Source organism: Roseobacter sp. EG26, assembly GCF_049830555.1.
In the GTDB taxonomy this organism is placed as follows: domain Bacteria; phylum Pseudomonadota; class Alphaproteobacteria; order Rhodobacterales; family Rhodobacteraceae; genus Roseobacter.
Map to the genome: position 1 here is coordinate 256,822 of NZ_JBNBLH010000005.1, position 16,618 is coordinate 273,439.

At 59.2% G+C, this 16,618-nt stretch carries 19 protein-coding genes; 4 read left to right on the forward strand and 15 right to left on the reverse strand.

The annotated features are described in order from the left end of the window. Positions 1–168: 168 nt before the first annotated feature. Positions 169–939, forward strand: coding sequence for an FCD domain-containing protein (locus ACOTTU_RS13430; RefSeq protein ID WP_425658719.1), 771 nt, complete (start codon positions 169–171; stop codon positions 937–939). A gap of 40 nt (positions 940–979) precedes the next feature. On the opposite strand, the gene ACOTTU_RS13435 is transcribed toward ACOTTU_RS13430, so the two are convergent. The 7 genes from ACOTTU_RS13435 to ACOTTU_RS13465 all read right to left on the reverse strand — a co-directional run bounded on the left by ACOTTU_RS13435 (position 980) and on the right by ACOTTU_RS13465 (position 4,891). Further along, positions 980–1,111, reverse strand: coding sequence for a hypothetical protein (locus ACOTTU_RS13435; protein WP_425658721.1), 132 nt, complete (start codon positions 1,109–1,111; stop codon positions 980–982). A gap of 129 nt (positions 1,112–1,240) precedes the next feature. Next, entirely contained in the window at positions 1,241–1,810 is a 570-nt protein-coding gene (locus tag ACOTTU_RS13440) for a F0F1 ATP synthase subunit B (RefSeq protein ID WP_425658722.1), read from the reverse strand. Positions 1,811–1,814: 4 nt separating this feature from the next. Next, on the reverse strand, positions 1,815–2,342 hold the full coding sequence (locus tag ACOTTU_RS13445; RefSeq protein ID WP_298920466.1) for a F0F1 ATP synthase subunit B': 528 nt from the start codon (positions 2,340–2,342) through the stop codon (positions 1,815–1,817). Positions 2,343–2,428: 86 nt separating this feature from the next. Next, a complete protein-coding gene (locus ACOTTU_RS13450) occupies positions 2,429–2,653 on the reverse strand; it encodes a F0F1 ATP synthase subunit C (protein ID WP_011567586.1) in 225 nt (74 codons plus the stop codon). 55 nt (positions 2,654–2,708) lie between these two features. After that, complete coding sequence (locus ACOTTU_RS13455; protein WP_298920463.1) at positions 2,709–3,458, reverse strand: F0F1 ATP synthase subunit A; 750 nt, start codon at positions 3,456–3,458, stop codon at positions 2,709–2,711. A 1-nt stretch (position 3,459) separates the two neighbouring features. Further along, entirely contained in the window at positions 3,460–3,792 is a 333-nt protein-coding gene (locus ACOTTU_RS13460; protein ID WP_298920460.1) for an AtpZ/AtpI family protein, read from the reverse strand. A gap of 202 nt (positions 3,793–3,994) precedes the next feature. Continuing rightward, entirely contained in the window at positions 3,995–4,891 is an 897-nt protein-coding gene (locus ACOTTU_RS13465) for a LysR substrate-binding domain-containing protein (RefSeq protein WP_425658725.1), read from the reverse strand. 106 nt (positions 4,892–4,997) lie between these two features. On the opposite strand from ACOTTU_RS13465, the gene ACOTTU_RS13470 reads away from it, so the two are divergent. Both ACOTTU_RS13470 and ACOTTU_RS13475 read left to right on the forward strand, forming a co-directional pair. Then, positions 4,998–5,240, forward strand: coding sequence for a hypothetical protein (locus ACOTTU_RS13470; RefSeq protein WP_425658727.1), 243 nt, complete (start codon positions 4,998–5,000; stop codon positions 5,238–5,240). A gap of 39 nt (positions 5,241–5,279) precedes the next feature. Continuing rightward, a complete protein-coding gene (locus tag ACOTTU_RS13475; RefSeq protein WP_298920454.1) occupies positions 5,280–5,612 on the forward strand; it encodes an ArsR/SmtB family transcription factor in 333 nt (110 codons plus the stop codon). Positions 5,613–5,726: 114 nt separating this feature from the next. On the opposite strand, the gene ACOTTU_RS13480 is transcribed toward ACOTTU_RS13475, so the two are convergent. Together ACOTTU_RS13480 and ACOTTU_RS13485 are read right to left on the reverse strand one after the other, a co-directional pair. Then, positions 5,727–6,644 carry a DMT family transporter gene (locus ACOTTU_RS13480; protein ID WP_425658729.1) on the reverse strand — a complete coding sequence of 306 codons (918 nt, stop codon included), beginning with the start codon at positions 6,642–6,644 and terminating at the stop codon, positions 5,727–5,729. Further along, positions 6,641–7,519, reverse strand: coding sequence for a LysR family transcriptional regulator (locus tag ACOTTU_RS13485; RefSeq protein ID WP_298920451.1), 879 nt, complete (start codon positions 7,517–7,519; stop codon positions 6,641–6,643). The genes ACOTTU_RS13480 and ACOTTU_RS13485 overlap by 4 nt, the downstream gene beginning before the upstream one ends. 147 nt (positions 7,520–7,666) lie before the next feature. On the opposite strand from ACOTTU_RS13485, the gene ACOTTU_RS13490 reads away from it, so the two are divergent. Further along, positions 7,667–8,245, forward strand: a complete 579-nt coding sequence (locus ACOTTU_RS13490) for an FMN-dependent NADH-azoreductase (protein ID WP_425658731.1) — start codon at positions 7,667–7,669, stop codon at positions 8,243–8,245. A gap of 237 nt (positions 8,246–8,482) precedes the next feature. On the opposite strand, the gene ACOTTU_RS13495 is transcribed toward ACOTTU_RS13490, so the two are convergent. The 6 genes from ACOTTU_RS13495 to ACOTTU_RS13520 form a co-directional block, all read right to left on the reverse strand. Then, positions 8,483–9,715 (reverse strand): cytochrome P450, encoded by a 1,233-nt coding sequence (locus ACOTTU_RS13495; RefSeq protein WP_425658733.1) that lies wholly within the window; start codon positions 9,713–9,715, stop codon positions 8,483–8,485. Positions 9,716–10,026: 311 nt separating this feature from the next. Further along, complete coding sequence (locus ACOTTU_RS13500) at positions 10,027–11,583, reverse strand: calcium-binding protein (RefSeq protein WP_425658735.1); 1,557 nt, start codon at positions 11,581–11,583, stop codon at positions 10,027–10,029. Continuing rightward, on the reverse strand, positions 11,499–12,446 hold the full coding sequence (locus ACOTTU_RS13505; protein WP_425658737.1) for a VPLPA-CTERM sorting domain-containing protein: 948 nt from the start codon (positions 12,444–12,446) through the stop codon (positions 11,499–11,501). The genes ACOTTU_RS13500 and ACOTTU_RS13505 overlap by 85 nt, the downstream gene beginning before the upstream one ends. A gap of 417 nt (positions 12,447–12,863) precedes the next feature. After that, complete coding sequence (locus tag ACOTTU_RS13510) at positions 12,864–14,099, reverse strand: hypothetical protein (RefSeq protein WP_425658738.1); 1,236 nt, start codon at positions 14,097–14,099, stop codon at positions 12,864–12,866. Positions 14,100–14,372: 273 nt separating this feature from the next. Beyond that, entirely contained in the window at positions 14,373–15,962 is a 1,590-nt protein-coding gene (locus ACOTTU_RS13515) for an alpha/beta fold hydrolase (protein WP_425658740.1), read from the reverse strand. 336 nt (positions 15,963–16,298) lie between these two features. Then, complete coding sequence (locus ACOTTU_RS13520; protein ID WP_425658742.1) at positions 16,299–16,613, reverse strand: hypothetical protein; 315 nt, start codon at positions 16,611–16,613, stop codon at positions 16,299–16,301. Positions 16,614–16,618: the final 5 nt, after the last annotated feature.

Below are 16,618 nucleotides of genomic sequence, written 5' to 3' on the forward strand. Positions count from 1 at the left end.
ACACCCCACAAGCTGCGCTCTCAAGTGAGTTATCCACAAGATATTGACGTCTCAACAGGGCAAACTTGAGACGATAGCCCCGTCGGCGGAGCCCTGCCGCGCCTTGCGTAATAAAGAGTTTACCTGCCTTGCGCAGTGGTCATATAATTTGACCAATGAGGTGAAATGATGCCCTTTCGTCCGGTACAATCCGAGAAACTATCCTCTGCCGTCGTGCGCCAGATCGAACAGCTGATCCTGCGGGGCATCCTGCGCCCCGGCGAACGGCTGCCCGCAGAACGGGAGCTGGCGGAACGGCTAAACGTCTCCCGCCCCAGCCTGCGCGATGCCATCGGATCCTTGCAGGATCAGGGGTTGCTGAGCACGCGCGCCGGGGCCGGAGTGTTTGTCGCCGATGTGCTCGGCTCGGCGTTTTCGCCCGCGCTGGTGCAGCTCTTTGCCCGCCATGAGGAAGCCGTCTTCGACTATTTATCGTTCCGCCGGGACATGGAGGGGTTGGCCGCCGAACGTGCCGCCCGGCTCGCTTCAGAGACCGATCTGCGCGTGGTCCAGACCGTCTTTGACAAGATGGAAGCCGCCCATACCAAGCACAACCCGCAGGACGAAGCCCGGCTCGATGCGCAGTTCCACATGGCGATTATCGAGGCGAGCCATAACGTGGTGATGCTGCATATGATGCGGTCGATGTATGAGCTGCTGCGCGAAGGCGTTTTTTACAACCGGCAGATCATGTTCAAGCAACGCGCGACCCGGGGGTTGCTGCTCGATCAGCATCGCGCGATCAACGATAGTCTGCAACAGCGCAACCCGAAAGCCGCGCGTGAGGCCGTCGAAGAACACCTGAGCTATGTGGAGCTCTGCCTGAACGATCAGATCACCGCCGAGCGCAACGAGGAGGTCGCGCGGCAACGGCTGGATCACGAGGTTGCCAAAGGCTAGCCTCTGGCGTTCATCGCCCGCCTATCTGCTGCAACAAGGTTTACGCTTGAACGACCGGATCGCGGGCCGGATCGACTGCGGATGGCCGTTTCAGGATATGCCTGTCGCGCGGGTCACTGTCCCGGCAACATAAATCTGTGGTTTCTCCCTCGCGGGTCCATTGGGTGCTCATGACCAAACGGCGCCTGTTCTCAGCAGCCTATTTCATATGGCCGTGCAACAACGCTTCAATGGTTGGACCAGAAAGCAGAAAACCCCGGCGATGAGCCGGGGTTTCACCCATTTCCAGACAGGCCGTCCTTCAGTGAAGCTTTGTCTCGACTTCCGAAATCGCGGTATCGATCAACTTGTTGCCTGCCGCTGCTGTCATCTGCTTGGCAATGACTTCGCGCGCAACGGCCACGGCCACGGTCACGGATTGATCACGCACTTCCTTGACAGCGGCGCTTTGAGCATTGGCAATTTGCTCTTCGGCTGCGGCCATCCGGCGCTCCAGCGACGTTGCGAGATCTGCCCGGGCCTGCTCTGCCGCGGTGCGGGCCTCTTCTTTCGCCGCCTCCACAATGCGGTCGGCCTGTTCCTGAACTTCACGTTGCTTGCGCTCGTAGCTTGCCAACAGCGACTGGGCCTCTTCACGCAGGGCACGCGCTTCTTCAAGCTCGGATTTGATGCCTTCGGCGCGCTTGTCCAGCATCCCGCCCAGAAGGCCCGGGACCTTGAAATAAAACAGAACGGCGATGAACAGAAGAAACGCCAGCAGCACCACGAAATCAGTGTTGCCGAGCGAGAAGAAAGGTCCCTTCGCGGCCCATGCGGGGCTCGCAGCACCTGCCGCGAATGTAACGGTCAAAAGGGGTCTGAGATGTCTCATGGCTTTATCCTTTCAACCGGGTATCAACGGCAGAGGTGATCGCCTTGGCATCCGCTTTGCCACCCATGGCCGCCACGATCTCCTTGGCGGTATCTGCGGCCACTACTTTCACAGCGTCCAGCGCACCGGCACGAATCTCCGCGATGGCTTTCTCCGATTCAGCCGCTTTGGCTGCGATTTCGGCATCGGCTTTTGCGATGGCCGCATCCAGATCGGATTGAATTTCTGCTTTTGCTTCACCGACGATACGGTGCGCTTCGGCGCGGGCATCCACCAGCGCCTTGTCATATGCGTCTTCGGCTTCCTGCGCTTTGACCTTGAGGTCTTCGGCAGCCGCCAGATCGCTTGTAATGGTGCCCTGACGCTCAGCCAGAACGGCTGCGATGCGCGGCAAAGCCATGCGCGACAACACGAAGTAGATCGCGATCAACGCGATGACCAACCAGAAAATCTGATTGCCCCATGTCGAAAAATCGAGCTGCGGCATGCCCGGTGCGGCGGCTGCTTCAGCGCTATGTGTTTCGGTTGCCATGTCGGTCTCCTGCGCGGCGGGCCGTTACATCGGGCAGCGCTGTCATCAGCGCCGCCCGACCGTAAGGATTGTCGTCGTCTTAAGTCTTAGACGGCGAACATCAGCAGCAGGGCGACGAGGAAGGCGAAAATGCCCAGAGCCTCGGCGAACGCGATGCCGATGAAGAGTGTTGCCGTTTGGCTTGCAGCGGCAGATGGGTTGCGCAGCGCGCCTGCCAGATAGTTGCCGGCCACGTTGCCAACCCCGATGGCTGCTGCCCCGGAACCGATTGCTGCCAGACCTGCGCCGATGTGTGCGAGTTCGCCTTCCATGTGAATTCTCCTTACGATTGGAAGTTGCGTATTTGAACGGGCGTTTCCGTCCGAATTAGTGATGCGGGTGAAGTGCGTCTTTGAGATAAACGCACGTCAGAATGGTGAAGACATAGGCCTGGATGAAGGACACCAGGACCTCCAGACCATACATCGCGGTGATCGCCACAACCGAAACCGGGCTGACCAGCGTTATGACGGCGAAACCTGCAAAAACCTTGATCACCGCGTGACCGGCCATGACGTTGCCTGCCAGACGAATGCTGTGGCTTACGGGGCGCACGAAATACGAAATCAATTCGATGATCGCGAGGATCGGACGCAAGGCCAGTGGCGCCGACGCGACCCAGAAAAGGCTCAGGAAACCCGCGCCGTTTTTCACAAATCCAAGGATGGTCACGGTCAGGAAAACAGCCATCGCCAGCACAACTGTTACGGCAAAATGCGAGGTTGGGGTGAAGGCCGTGGGGATCAGACCGAGGAAATTAGCGCAGACGATGAACATGAACAGCGTCATGATATAGGGGAAATATTTGACCCCTTCCTTGCCGCAGATGTCTTCGACCATCTTATAGATGAAGCCGTAAGCCAGTTCAGCAACGGACTGGCCGCGCGAGGGCACGATCGCGCGTTTGGAGCTGCCCAGAACCATCAGCACGATGACGGCGATCACCGCAAAACCCATCCACAGGGCCGCGTTGGTGGGTGTGTACCAGGTAATGGCACCCTCCCCGAAAAGCGGCTTGATGATGAATTGGTCCATCGGGTGGAATACCAGACCGCCGGTCTCCGCTTTATCCGCCATTTCAGGCCCCCTCGTCTCGTTTCTCGGCTTCTTCAGCCAGCTTCTTTTCCTGGATTTCCTGTGCGGAGCGGAGCATCGTTTTAACCCCGGCCGCCAGACCCAGCATGACAAACAGCACCATGAAGATCGGCAAGGTTCCAAACAGAACGTCAAGGCCGTATCCGATGCCAAAACCGATCCCGAGACCGGCCACAAGTTCAATCACCATCCGCCAGGCAAGCTGCGCCTGAGAGTAGTGTTCATCCACCCGGGGCTTTGGCGCCTGCGCCTGTTTTGCGGCGTCGATCTTGGCCTGAAGCTGCGCCATTCGCTGCTTTTGGTCGGGATCCGTCACACGCAAACACCCCTTTGGATGGTTGCGCTTTTGCTATTGTGCGCGAGGCGGCGAGTCAAGCGCCGGCGGGGCGTTCGCCAAATTACGTTAAACTACTGATTCAAAATGATTTTATATACTGTCGGACAAGCCAATCACAGAATGTCGCAGGACGCGGGGCTGCCGCTGAAGGCGTTTGCGGTATTCAACCAATTGGTTGAACTTAGGCCAGCACCCCAGCCTCACGAAAAGGTTCTGTCTGCTCCAGCAGCCAGCGGCGGAACTGACGCAGCGCTTTGCGACGCACCCCCCGGCTGCCATAGACCAGATGATAACTGCCCGACCGGATGCTCACATCGGAACAGCGGATCAGGCGCCCCAAGCGGCATTCCATCTCAACACATTCAGCCGATCCCAGATACACGCCGTGGCCGTGGATCACTGCCTCGATCGCAAGGGTGGAACGCATGCGCCAACGCGGCTCGGCAATCCTGTCCGCGCCCAGACCTGCGGCCTCGCACCATTGCTGCCAGACATTGCGACCGCGATCCTTAAGCAGCCGAAACTGCAGAAGGTCATCGGGGCTGACCGCGCCCTCGGGGATCAGGCTGGGAGCAGCATAGGGGTAAAGCGGCGCGTTGCTGAGCAGGTCAGAGGGGGCATCAACTTCGCCGGAGATCAGAAAGCGCACGGCGATATCGGCCTCATAGCGTTCGATGTCCGCAAGGTTTTGCGACGCATCCAGCCGAACCTCGATTTCCGGGTAGGTCCGGTAGAAATCCGGCAGCCGGGGGATCAGGAACCGCTGTGCAAAGAGCGTTTCGCTACTGACCGTGATCTGACCCGCCGGGGCTTCCTCCAGCTCCTCGGTTGCTTCGCTGATCACATCAAGGGCCGGGATGATCCGCGCCAGATAGGCTTTGCCATCTGGTGTCAGCTGCAACCCGCGTGGCAAATCGCGAAAAAGCTGCGCGCCCAACCTGTGCTCCAACCCGCGCACATGACGGCTGATCGCGGAGTGGCTGACGCCCAGCTCCTCCGCTGCGCGGGTGAAACTCTCATGACGCCCGGCCGCCTCAAACGCACGCAGTGCATTCAATGGAGGGAGTTTGCGTGACATCATTAATACGTGCGTTTTTTGCACAGGTGATGTCAAGCAATTGTCTTTGTGAAATGGCGTTAGCGGTACTAAATCTGGATTGTAACTCAGAAAACAGGTGATTTCCATGCAATCTCAGACCCTGAACGCAGCTTGCTGCGTACAAGATAAATGTGTCTTAAACGCACCCGTTTTGCCGCGCAAGAGCCTATGGCGTCAGATTTTGGAGGGCCTCAAGCCGCGGCCTTACATCCCCCATATCCGCGCTTTGAACGATCATATGGCGCGCGACATCGGCCTCACCCCGGCGGAAATGGAACGCCACCGGCTGGAGTTGCCATCGCAGTCAATGCATCACCCGCGCGGGTGATGCGCTTTCCCTCCCACGGTACGGGCGCTATGACGGGGTATGACACGTGATCTCGATCAGGCCTTTGCCGCCCTTGCCGATCCCACTCGGCGCGCCATTCTGACCATGCTGCTGGAAGATGATATGGCAGTAACGGATGTGGCCGAACCGTTCGAGATGTCGCTTGCGGCGATCTCCAAACATCTGGGCGTGCTGACAGCAGCGGGATTGATTTCTCAGGAAAAGCGCGGTCGCGTAAAGTGGTGCAAACTGGAGCCGGACGCGCTTCGGGCGGCTTCGGTCTGGATGCAGGGGTTCGGGCAGTTCGAGCCGGTAAACCTCGACGCATTTGAAAGGTTTCTGGCGACCGAGCTACCCGAAAACGGGGGCTGAACCCCTTGTATGAGGTCAGGTGGCCAGATTGATCACGGCCATCACGACAACAACAAGCCCGACAAGATAGATAATACTACGCATTGGAATGTCTCCTTTGTGGTGTTCGGAAGCTCAACCCGTACCCCGCAGCTTTTGTTCCGTCTGCATTTCAGCACCATCCCGCAAAAGCATCAGCAAGGCGAGAATGGTGATGGCCACACCACCGAAAACCAGGGCACCCGGTACCGGATTGCCCAGCGCTATTTCCCACAGGATGACCCAGCTGGGTGTGAGGTAGGTATAGGCCATGACCTTGGCACTTGGCAGGCGCAGGGTGGCAAATTGCACCAGCACAAAGGTGGCCGCTGAGGCAAAGATCGCCACGTAGATCAGGGTGACCCAGACGATGGGCGGCAAGGCGGACCAGTCCGTCGCGATGATGTCGGGTGCTGCATAGACCGTAAGTAACAGCGCCCCGGCCACCAGGGTTCCGAAGGTGAAGACAACGGCCGGCTCACCGCGGTTCAGCTTGCGCACCAGCGGCGTGTAGGCCGCATGGGCGATACAGCCGACGAAATAGATGGCCTCACCCCGCCCCACTTCGAATGCCCGCAAAGCCGCAAGATCGGCGCGGAAAATGACCCAAAGCGCGCCAACCGCACCAATGGCAAGGGCAAGCGCCATACGCCCCGTCGTGATCTGACGCAGGAGCAGCCAGCCAAAGGCCGCAGCCAACACCGGGGTCAGGGTGAACACCGCCGCCGCACTCACCGGCGGGGCGGTTTTCAGCCCTTCGAACATCAGCACGAAATAGATGGCGAAAATACCGCCCAGGATAATGTATCGCCACGGGGCCTGTGCCGCACTTCTGGGCAGCCCGGTGGTGGCAAGCGCCGCCACGCCGATCACCACAGCAGCCAGAACGAAGCGCACCGCGTTCAGCACCACCGGGTCGATCTCATTGGCCGCCAGCGCCCCCAGAGAGAAAGACCCCGCCACCAGCGCGGAGAAAGCAAGCATCGCTGCATGCCCCTGTCTGCCTGGTGTCATATTTCCCAGTCTTTCGATTGCTCTTTGAGAAAGCTCAGGAAAGCCTGCACCTTGGTCGTGCGATGCAAATCCACATGGGTGACCAGCCACAGCGGGCCGGACCATTCCTCCTGCCGCTCAAAGACCTCCACCAGATCGGGGGTCGCGCGCGCCTCCATCACCGGCAGGAACCCGATGCCCGCGCCGGTTTTCACCGCAACCTCCAAGGCGCGCGAATCGTTGGAGCGGAACGTCAGGGTGGCCGTCGGGATCTTTGCGCGCAGCCACCGGTTGAAAGGCGCGCGGCTCACATCACTGTCCTGTCCGACAAAGCGGTGATGGGCAAAATCCTCGATCGTTTTCGGCGTGCCATGCGCTTGCAGATACCCGCGCGTCGCGAAAAGCCCCATATGCTGGCGATGAAACGCCTGCACCACATTATCTGGCTGCTCGGGCGCGCTGCCCGCACGGATGGCCACATGGGCCTCCCCGTATTCCAGCCGAAAAAGGCGCTCGCCGGTCAGGTAACGCACCACCACGTCCGGATATTGCGTTTGGAAATCCGCCAGCAGCGGCACCATACGCGGGGCGAGGCTGATCAGCGACGTGATCACCAGATCGCCGGAAACCTCGTTGCCCAGACCCTTGATGCGCCCTGCCAACTGGCTGAATTGATCGTCGGTGGCCTGGGCGACCCGCAGCAGATCTTGCCCCGCTTCGGTGGCAGTGTAGCCGCGCGCATGGCGCTGGAAAAGCTTGACGCCCAACCGTCCTTCAAGCGCATCAATGTGGCGGATCACCGTGGCATGGTGCACACCGAGCACTTCGGCCGCCCCGCTGACCGTTCCAAGGCGGGCCACCTGATAGGCGGTTTTGATCTCGTCCCAGTTGTCCATTTGCGCGTCCGTGTTGGGATGGTTCATTCAGGAATGTGCGAAAACGCACAAACTTTGTTCAATATCAGCAATTGAGTTCATAAATGCAATAGCCCATCTGTTACCAACCGACGTAAAGTTCTTTCCCTTCTTCAAGGAAATTCTGACATGACACAGACCATCCTGCACATTGATGCATCAGCCCGCCATACCGGTTCCACAACACGCGATCTTTCAGCGAAGATTGTCGAGCGGTTGGGCGGAGATGTTCTCTACCGTGACCTTACAACGGCGTTGCCGCAAATCAACGAAACCTGGGTTACCGCCAATTTCACGCCCGCAGATCAACGCGACGCACAACACCAAAAGGCGCTGGCGCTCTCCGACACACTGGTTGAAGAAATCCAGGCGGCGGATGTTCTGGTCATCGGCGCGCCGGTCTATAACTTTGGCGTACCGGCGGCACTCAAGGCATGGATTGACCTGATTGCCCGGGCGGGCGTGACCTTCGCCTATACGGAAAACGGCCCCAAAGGCCTGCTGGAAGGCAAACGCGCGGTGATCGCATTGGCGACGGGCGGCACGGAGATTGGCTCGGAGGTCGATTTCGCCTCCGGGTACCTGCGTCACATCATGGGGTTCATTGGCATCACCGACGTCCAGATCGTCGCCGCTGACCGGGTGATGAGCGATGCGGATGCCGCGCATGCCAAAGCCACTGCGCAAATCAACGCCCTCGCCGCCTGAAACACGGGTTTAAAGCGGCAGGACCGAATGGGCATCGGCGTCGCATAGATGCCGCACCAGACGCGCGGGAAGAGCCTTCCAATACAGATATCAAGGGCTCTTCCGGCTCTGCTGAGACATCTTTCAGATGCGTATCTCATCAAAGATGGTGAAATTCTCTCTCAATTATCCCGCACTCCGGCACCCTCGCGAGAGCCGATCGGATCATAGCAAACGATGCGGGTTCACGGCATGGCGTCAGATGGTTTCCGGGCAAGGAATCCTGACCGTCATCGGCGTGATCTGACGCAAGCCCCCAAAGCCCAGCATGTCCGGAGCTGATAGCAATTCCATCTCGGGGGTGGCAGCGAGCAGCGCGGCGAGGCTTTCCTCCATTTCGATCCGCGCGAGCATTTCGCCGAGACATCGATGGGGTCCAAGGCCAAAGACCAGATGAAGACGCGGATGGTCGGTGCGGCGGATGTCGAAGTCATCCGGGTTGGTGTAGAGCCCCGCATCGCGCATCGCCGACATCGTGCTGAGGCGCAGAAAAGCACCGGCGGGTATTTCGATGCCGCCCAAGGTGATCGCGACCGTTGTCACGCGCGGAATGGTGGCAACGGAGGGTTCAAAGCGCAGGCCCTCGGACACGGCACCCGGGATCAGGCTGTGATCGTCGCAGAGCGCGCGCCAGTCGGCGGGGCGCTGCAGCAGCATCGCGCAGAGCATCGCAAAGGCCCCGCGGGTCGTATCGCTGCCCGCAATGATCATGCCGACAACCTGGAAGATAAGGCTGTCGAAGGACAGATCACCCTTGGCGTCCCAATCTGCGACGAGACCGGACAGCAGATCATCACGGGGAGCGGTCCTGCGGGCCTTCATCTGTCCTTCGACGTAGTCAAAAAGCTCTGTGGTGGCGCTTTCGATCATGTCGTGCCGGTCGTGCGGATAGATCGGCACGAAGGCGAGGGAAACCTTGTAGACCAGCTGTGCAAAGTGGCGCGTATCTTCCTTGGGAAGCCCCAGGATCGCGGCAATGATGTCGGCAGGGACGCGGGCGGCCAACCGGTCAACAAAATCGAAGCTCTCCCCACGTGGCAGGTCCGCGATGAGCGCATCGGCGGCGGCCCGAATTTCTGTGCGAAGGTCCTTCATCGCCCGGTGGGCAAAGCTGCGCGCGAAGAGCCCGCGTTTCTGCCGATGTGCCTCGCCATTTGAGAGCAGGAAGATATCGGCGATGAAGCGCGCGGTCATCCCGTCGGGTACCTGGTTCAGCGCCACAAGCTCCCGCCCTTCGATCTGCCGGGTGCCCGGGTCGGTCAGAAGAGAAGTCACATGCGCCGCCTGTAGCACGAGATACTGATTGGGACCGAGTTGTACCACGGGTGTTTCCTGACGCAATTCTGCCAGCCGCTTGTGCGGCGCATCGGTCAGACTTGCGGGGTCGATAAGGCGGGCTTGGGTCGGGAAGGTCTGGTTTTGATGGTTCATGGGATCACTCCGGTTTTTTTTGCGTCAAGCGTCACACACGCCCCATTCGTGAGGGGGTGACGCCTGAATTTTATGACGGACCTAGGTCCCAAGCGTTGTCGCGATCGTTGTTACAACCGTGGTAATGGCGCCGCGCTATCGTTGTTTTTCGAAGCGACGCCGTGGCCCGCAAAAAATGTGAAGCTGCCCCCATGGATGACCCGGTGCGAGATTCAGCACACCGCTTCACTCAAAGCCAAAGTTGAAGGTCATGAAGGTCACTGGCAGGCCGCTGTTGTTCATATCGTTGATGTAGATACCAAAGACCCCCTTCAGAAGATGAAGTTGCTGGCTGTCAGATCGGCGATGTCGATCCCTTTGAGGATGATCCGCAGGCCTACGCCATCGTCGATCACCACGTCTCCCAGTTCTTCAGCCTGCGTTGTGACGACTTCGCCACCCGGGGCGACACTCACCAATGCATTGGTCTGGTTCAGGTAAAGGGCTCGCAGGTCCGCAAAGCTGTTGATCCGGCTGACCGCGCGCAGGTCGATCCTGTCCCCGGTCGGGGATGCATCGAAGTCGCGGATTTCATTGACGCCATCATCATCCACAAAGATGAACCGGTCAGCACCTTGCCCGCCATCAAGCACATCGTTGCCGGTACCTCCCTCAAGGAAGTCATTCCCCGAAAAGCCAAAGAGCGTATCAGCCCCCGGACCGCCCCGGACAATGTCCGCGCCGCCGCCGCCGGTCACCACGTCATCACCTGCGCCACCGTCAAGCTGATCGAAGCCATCTCTGCCGCTGAGCGTGTCATCGCCGCCAAAACCCAGGATCACATCGTCGTCGTCCGTACCGAGCAGGGTGTCGGCGGCATCGGTGCCGCGGATCACCTCCGGCATGCCATTGAGGATCGCGACCTTGACGATCTCCGACCCGGACACGTGATATGCAACGGCCACCCGGCCATCCTCCAGCAGCGCCGCGTCAGGCTGTGCGCTGCGTTCAGCGGCCACCCGGAAATCACCCCCGATCGGGCTACCGGCAGCGTTGTAACGTCGCCCCCGAAACTCGGACAGCCCTCTGTCCTTGTCGTAGAAGAGAATGAAGCCACCATCAGGCAGCGGCACAATCGCGGGTTCGTTATTGTTGTTGTCGCCTGTACCATTGGTGTCGATGCCTGCACCAAGATTGGTCGTCAAAGGGTCGCCGTTTTGCTTGTAGACGCGGTACACGATGTTGATATCACCGCCGTCATTCTCCGCAAAAGCGATGACGAAACCGCCGCCTGTCAGGGCTATGACTTTTGCGTGAAACGTCCTGCCATCCTCACTGCCGCCGATGATGTCCCTGATCGTCGTGCCATCTTGCTGCAGCAGGTACAAGTGAAGCTGCCCGCGACGGCGACCGTCTCCGTCCGGGTCGACCAGAACGATCAGATTGCCGTTCGTCAGGACGTCGGCGTCGATGGTGGTGTTGGCATGGGAGGTATATTGGGTAATCCGTTTTTCACGCAACAGGGTGCCACCGTTGAAACCGCCAATCTTGAGGGTGCCTCTAATCCTTCCCAAGAAGGCGTAGATGAACCGATACCTGTTCTCACCAAAGCCAATGACCTCAGGATTGCTAGGGCCCGTGCCCTGATTGCTGAAAAGCTTAAACTGATCGCCCATGGACTGAATAGTCCCAGCCTCGTCAATCCGGAACGTCCGGGTCGAAATCTCAGCCGTAAAGTGCCGCATCTCTGTGCCGATGACTACCTTGCCATTGCCCATCGTCGAGATTGAAAATCGTTCCTCATCTATTTCTTTTTTTTCACCCCCCGAGATGAAGTCAAAGGGAAAGAGGAGCTGCGACCCGATCCGATTGCCATCATAGTCAAACACCTGACCATGGATGCGGTATCTGCCACTGGAACTGCCGGTTTCGGTGGAAAACGCGACCAGAAACCGGTTGTCGCTGAGGGCGACGACTTTTGGGCGTAACGCTCGGGGTGTGGCGTTTGCCTGGACGGGTGCGACGAGCACTTCGGGTGTGATAGCCATGTCAAATATCCTTTTTGAAAAATTGCCAAAGAGCGGCCTCGCCCGACGGGATTTGCTGGGCGAGCGTGTCTTCGCTGGTGCGTCAGCGGGTGGCTTTTTTTGCGCCGACGCAGCGCGGCAATCCCGGCCGCACCAGAGAGGAGCATCGCGCCGCCTGCGGGCAGCGGCACGGCGGAGATCTCATCCGCCGCGATGTTCAGTTCCAGGTCGAGCTGTACGCCCTCGACGCCAAATGTCGAGCTCGCGAACGTCGAAGGCAAACCACCTTCGCTCAGCACGTTAATGTCGATCCCAAAAACTGTGAGAGTGCCTTGCCAGGTGATTTCAGAGCCGGCGCTGAATGCAAAATTTTCATCACCGTTCACACCGATGGCAAAAAGATCACCACGTACAGAATTTGCATCGTTGACAACAACCTCGTCGATCCAGCGCGTCTCGTTATCAATTCGTACTCTGGCCTTGCCTTGGATATCGGTGAGGATTGAAGCCCGTAGCGCGGTAAAATCGCCCAGTCCTGACCATATCATTGCAAGGCTGAAACTGTCCGCGTTAAAGCTTCCCGCACCGTCTGGAACGGCCGTTCCGCTGAAGGTCCAGGTGGTTTGCCCGCTGCCGGGGGTGCCCGAGATATCGGCGACAAGGGCGGCTTGCGCCGTAGAGGCGGCAAAGAGCGCAGCGGCGGTGAGGGAGAGAATTCTTGTCATCTGTGATTTTCCTGAAAAGAGGAGTGATGGGCCCCCGACCCTCGCGGAAGCAAGGGTCGGGGCGAGGCCAATTGGCGGGGAGGGAAAAGGGGGGCCCGGTGCCTTTCTAGGAATCCGGCACCGGGCTTTATGGTCAAAAATAACTTTGCGTACTTGTTAATAACTGCTTTTGCGGGCGATAAACGGGCCGCCCTAAATTCTGCTCGGCCCGGCACCACTGTTGAGGGACAGGGCACCGGCGGGGCGAATCTATCCCCGGGTCGTTATAGGCGAAGCGCCTTGCCCAAAGCGTTGTCATCACCGTTGTATTGGCGTTGTATTTGCGCCCGGCAGCGTTGTAATGCGCGTTGAGGACAGGGTGGCGGGATCAGGTGAGCACCCTGTTGGACGCTCACCGGCGGTCAGAACCAGAACCGATCAGGTCGCCTCAAGGTCAGGAACATCCTCATCGCCCACGCCTGTGAGCACGTCGTCGCCGCCGGTGGCGGTGGCGATAGTGACGGTATCGGGCATTTCTGCCTTGGCGGACACCAAAGGGATGTTGTCGGCGCCGGCACGCCGGTAGACCACCGCCATCCGGCTGCCATCCAGCAGATGCGCACTGATCCGGGTTCCGTCCTCCTTGGCGACCATGAAGTCATCGCCCGCCGCGATACCTTTGCTGTCATAGCACTGACCGCGGACCCCCACCGGGCCAGTGTCCTTGTCGTAAAAGATGATGAAACCACCATCTCCCAGTAGGGCAATCGCGGGCTCGTTATTGTTGTCGCCGATTGCGCCGGTCGTGGTCACATTGACGAAGGATTTCACTACGGTGCCATCGGCTTCGAACAGATGGAACACGACGTCCTTGTCGCGGTCCGCAGCCTCGTTGTGGGCCACAACGAAGCCACCGCCTTGCAGGGCCTGAATGGTGCCGGCATAGTTTCTGAACCCGCCATTCCCAAGGAAAACGCTTCTGATGGTACTGCCACCGAGGGACACGATCCGCGCCTCGAACCGGCCTTCCGCGTTTCTGTCACCGTCGTGGTCATCAAGCAGCACGATGTTGCCATTGGCCAGCGCCGTGGATTGCAGATCGTCATCACTGCCCCCGCGTGCACCAAGCCCCTGTACCACCTCCGTATCTTTTGCATTCGAGGCCTGACGCAGCGTATCGTGGGTGATAAAGATTACTGTGCCGCGCCGGCCAATCGAATGGGTCATCCAGCCATTGTTGCCGCGCTTGGTGAGCGCGAAGTCAAAATGCTTGACGGCCCTACCGCCGACATTTTCGCTCCGACCTCTTACAAAACTTGCCCGGCCCCCAGCGCTGATATTGAACACCCCGATAAACGGCCCATCGCGGTTACCTCCCAAATCCTGATCAGCGAGAATCGCAATGAGGTTCCTTTCCAGCCCGATGATGTCAAAACTCTCCCTGTCCGTCTCTTCAGGAAACTTAAAAAGAGCCTCTTCGCCGATGCGATTTCCATCGAAGTCGAACTGCTGACCACGCGCAAAGAAGGCGTCAGTGGTCTGTTGTCCGATCCGCTCGGAGATATAGGCCACAACAAGGTTGCCGTTGCCCATCACAACGGCCTGCGGTTCGGCCGCCGAGCCTGTTGTGTTGACCCGGAGCGGTCCGGTCAGAATTTCGGGTGTGGTACTCATACGTCTTTTCCTTTCAACATGAACACACGGCGCGGGGGTGCCGGGAAGCACTTCGCGCCGCGTGTTGATCATCTGGGACCGAGCGTTGTGACGAGCGCTGTCAGGACCGTTGTATTGCCCCGCTATTGGCCTTGTATTTTTCGCATGAGCGTCGGCATCGGTGCAGGATGATGATCAAACGGTGCTAACAGACTTCGATTTGGTCGCCCGATGATCAGGAATGGGTCACGTTGCCAGAAGACGGATTGGGCGCGCAGTCAAAGCCACAGCGCGTCAAAGATCATGCGCTTTCATGAAATCCCGGATTGCATCCATGCCGGTGCGCCACGCGGGTTCGTAGTCGACCAGCACGTGATTGCGGCTCTCCAGCGGCACAAAGCGCGCATCCGCGATGCCCGACGCCACCGCACGTCCCTGCGCCAGAGGAATGCGCTGGTCACCCTTGGAATGCAGCACGATCGCGGGGGCCTTGACCTGATCCAGCCTGTGACGCACGTCAATGTCGCCGAACGCATCCTGAAAACGCGCTGCATTCTGTGGCGAGGTGGTCCGCCGCTGGAATTCATCGAACCATGCAAGGTCGTCAGCGCCCGCATCGGGCATGAACGTCTTGGAAAAGATATGCCTGTAGGCAGGGTTTTCCGTGCCCCAGCCAACCTCGGTCAGGTTGCGCACCGCCTCGCGTCGTGCCTGCTCTTCGGGGCTGGCAAGGTGCCGCCAACCGGCGGCATAGCTGCCAAAGAGGATCAGCCCCGACACCCGTTCGGGATGGCGCACCGCGTATTCGATGGCAACCGCCGCGCCCTGCGAGATGCCGAGCAGCGGAAAGCGCTTCAGCTGCAACTTGTCGGCGACGGCTTCGAGGTCTTCGACAAATGCATCGAAGCTCAGGTTTTCGACGTCCCAATCCGACAGGCCACACCCCCGTTCGTCATAACGGATAAGGGTTCGATCCCGCGCGACCTCCGAGAAACACTCGCCCCATATCGGCGTTGCCCAGTCGAATTCGAGATGCGTGAGCCAGTTGGCGGCTTTCAGAATGGGAGCCCCCGATCCGACCAGCGCATAGGCAATCTTGGTGCCATCCGCCGCATCGCAAAAGCCAATGCGTTGCGCGCGCAGGGCTTCGGCGTTTGCTTGTCGAGGCAACCGACGGTCTTGGGCCAGCAACCGGCCAGGTTTTGGCGCATCAGGTCCTTGGAGCGCATCCTGTTTCTCGCCAAAGCCGGGAGCTTGCTGCGTTTGCGCGAAGGCCCCTGCGTCCTCTGGCGCCGCCTCGCGCCACAGACGCATCCATTTGGAAGCACCATCAGAGCGCAGGGCCAGCAGCCGAAGAACCTCTTTACGCGCCGCACCTGCATCGTCACGCACCGCTGCGAGCCACGACCGGAACGCATCGCTTCCAGCTTCGTCAAGGCCGTCCAGAACAACCGCATCAAGGCGCAGAGCTAGATCTTCCAACTCGGCAACCGACAAGCCCTCTGCGCCGCTGCGCAACCGTGCCTGAACATCCAGAACGTCAATCGACAGCCCTTCACCATCAAAAGCCACGCGTTCTCGGTCCGCAACGATGCGAACACGCTCAGGCGTATCGACCACCTTGCGCAGCTTACTTAGCGACCAGCGCAACGCCGCTTTGGGATCATCCGGCAGATCCCAGAAGAGCTCGCACAGGCGTTCCCGCCGATGTGGGCGACCGGTTTCGACCAGAAAGGCCAAAAGAGCCCGGGCTTTGCGTGATGCCGGAAGCGGGACCTCCGTTCCGTCGCGAACCACCCGTAAATCGCCGAAGAAGGAGATTTCCAGACCCGTCGGCGCGGTCGCTTGTGGGGCGGTATTTGGCTTTTTTGATTTCGATGACAAATGGATGACCTGTGAAACTGATTAAACTTGAACGGGGATCGACAGTAGATGGTCGCCGATCGAACCTCACGCAACGTCAGTATAGGCTAAATCTCGAATTCCATCGGCGCGTTGTGAGTTCAGGCGGGTTTTCGCCGCCGCGCAACGACCGCAACTAAGAAGCTGCGGTTCTTGTGATGGATGCGACTTTGGGTGGTCTGCGCCCGTCCCGAACACGCAGGCAACCTGCGCGGCATGGCGTAGTTCCATGTTGTAATCGACAGCAGGTTGTAGGGTCGCGGCTTTATGTTTTCGAAGCGGGTTTCAACAGCGCGGCGTGGACCGCGCGTGTCACGTTCAGTATCCTTCAGAGTTACCGGGAACGATTTTCGTGATCGTCCCGGCTGCTTTACCGTCTGGGCCGATATAGGTGAACGCACCGGCCTCATGGGCAATCTGCCAGTCACCGGCGGGGCCACCCTGCCAGGCGACATGATACCCGTGGTCATAAACCGTCATGTCTCCGACCAGCGGCTCCTTGCCCGGCAATGTCATATGGGCCGTCTTTTCGGTTTCATAGAAAATAATCGCGTCCGAACCCGCGCCTACGTCAACGTAATGCGTGTTACCGATCATGATGATTGCGAGAATTGCGTCGGTCAGAGTTTCCATTCTTC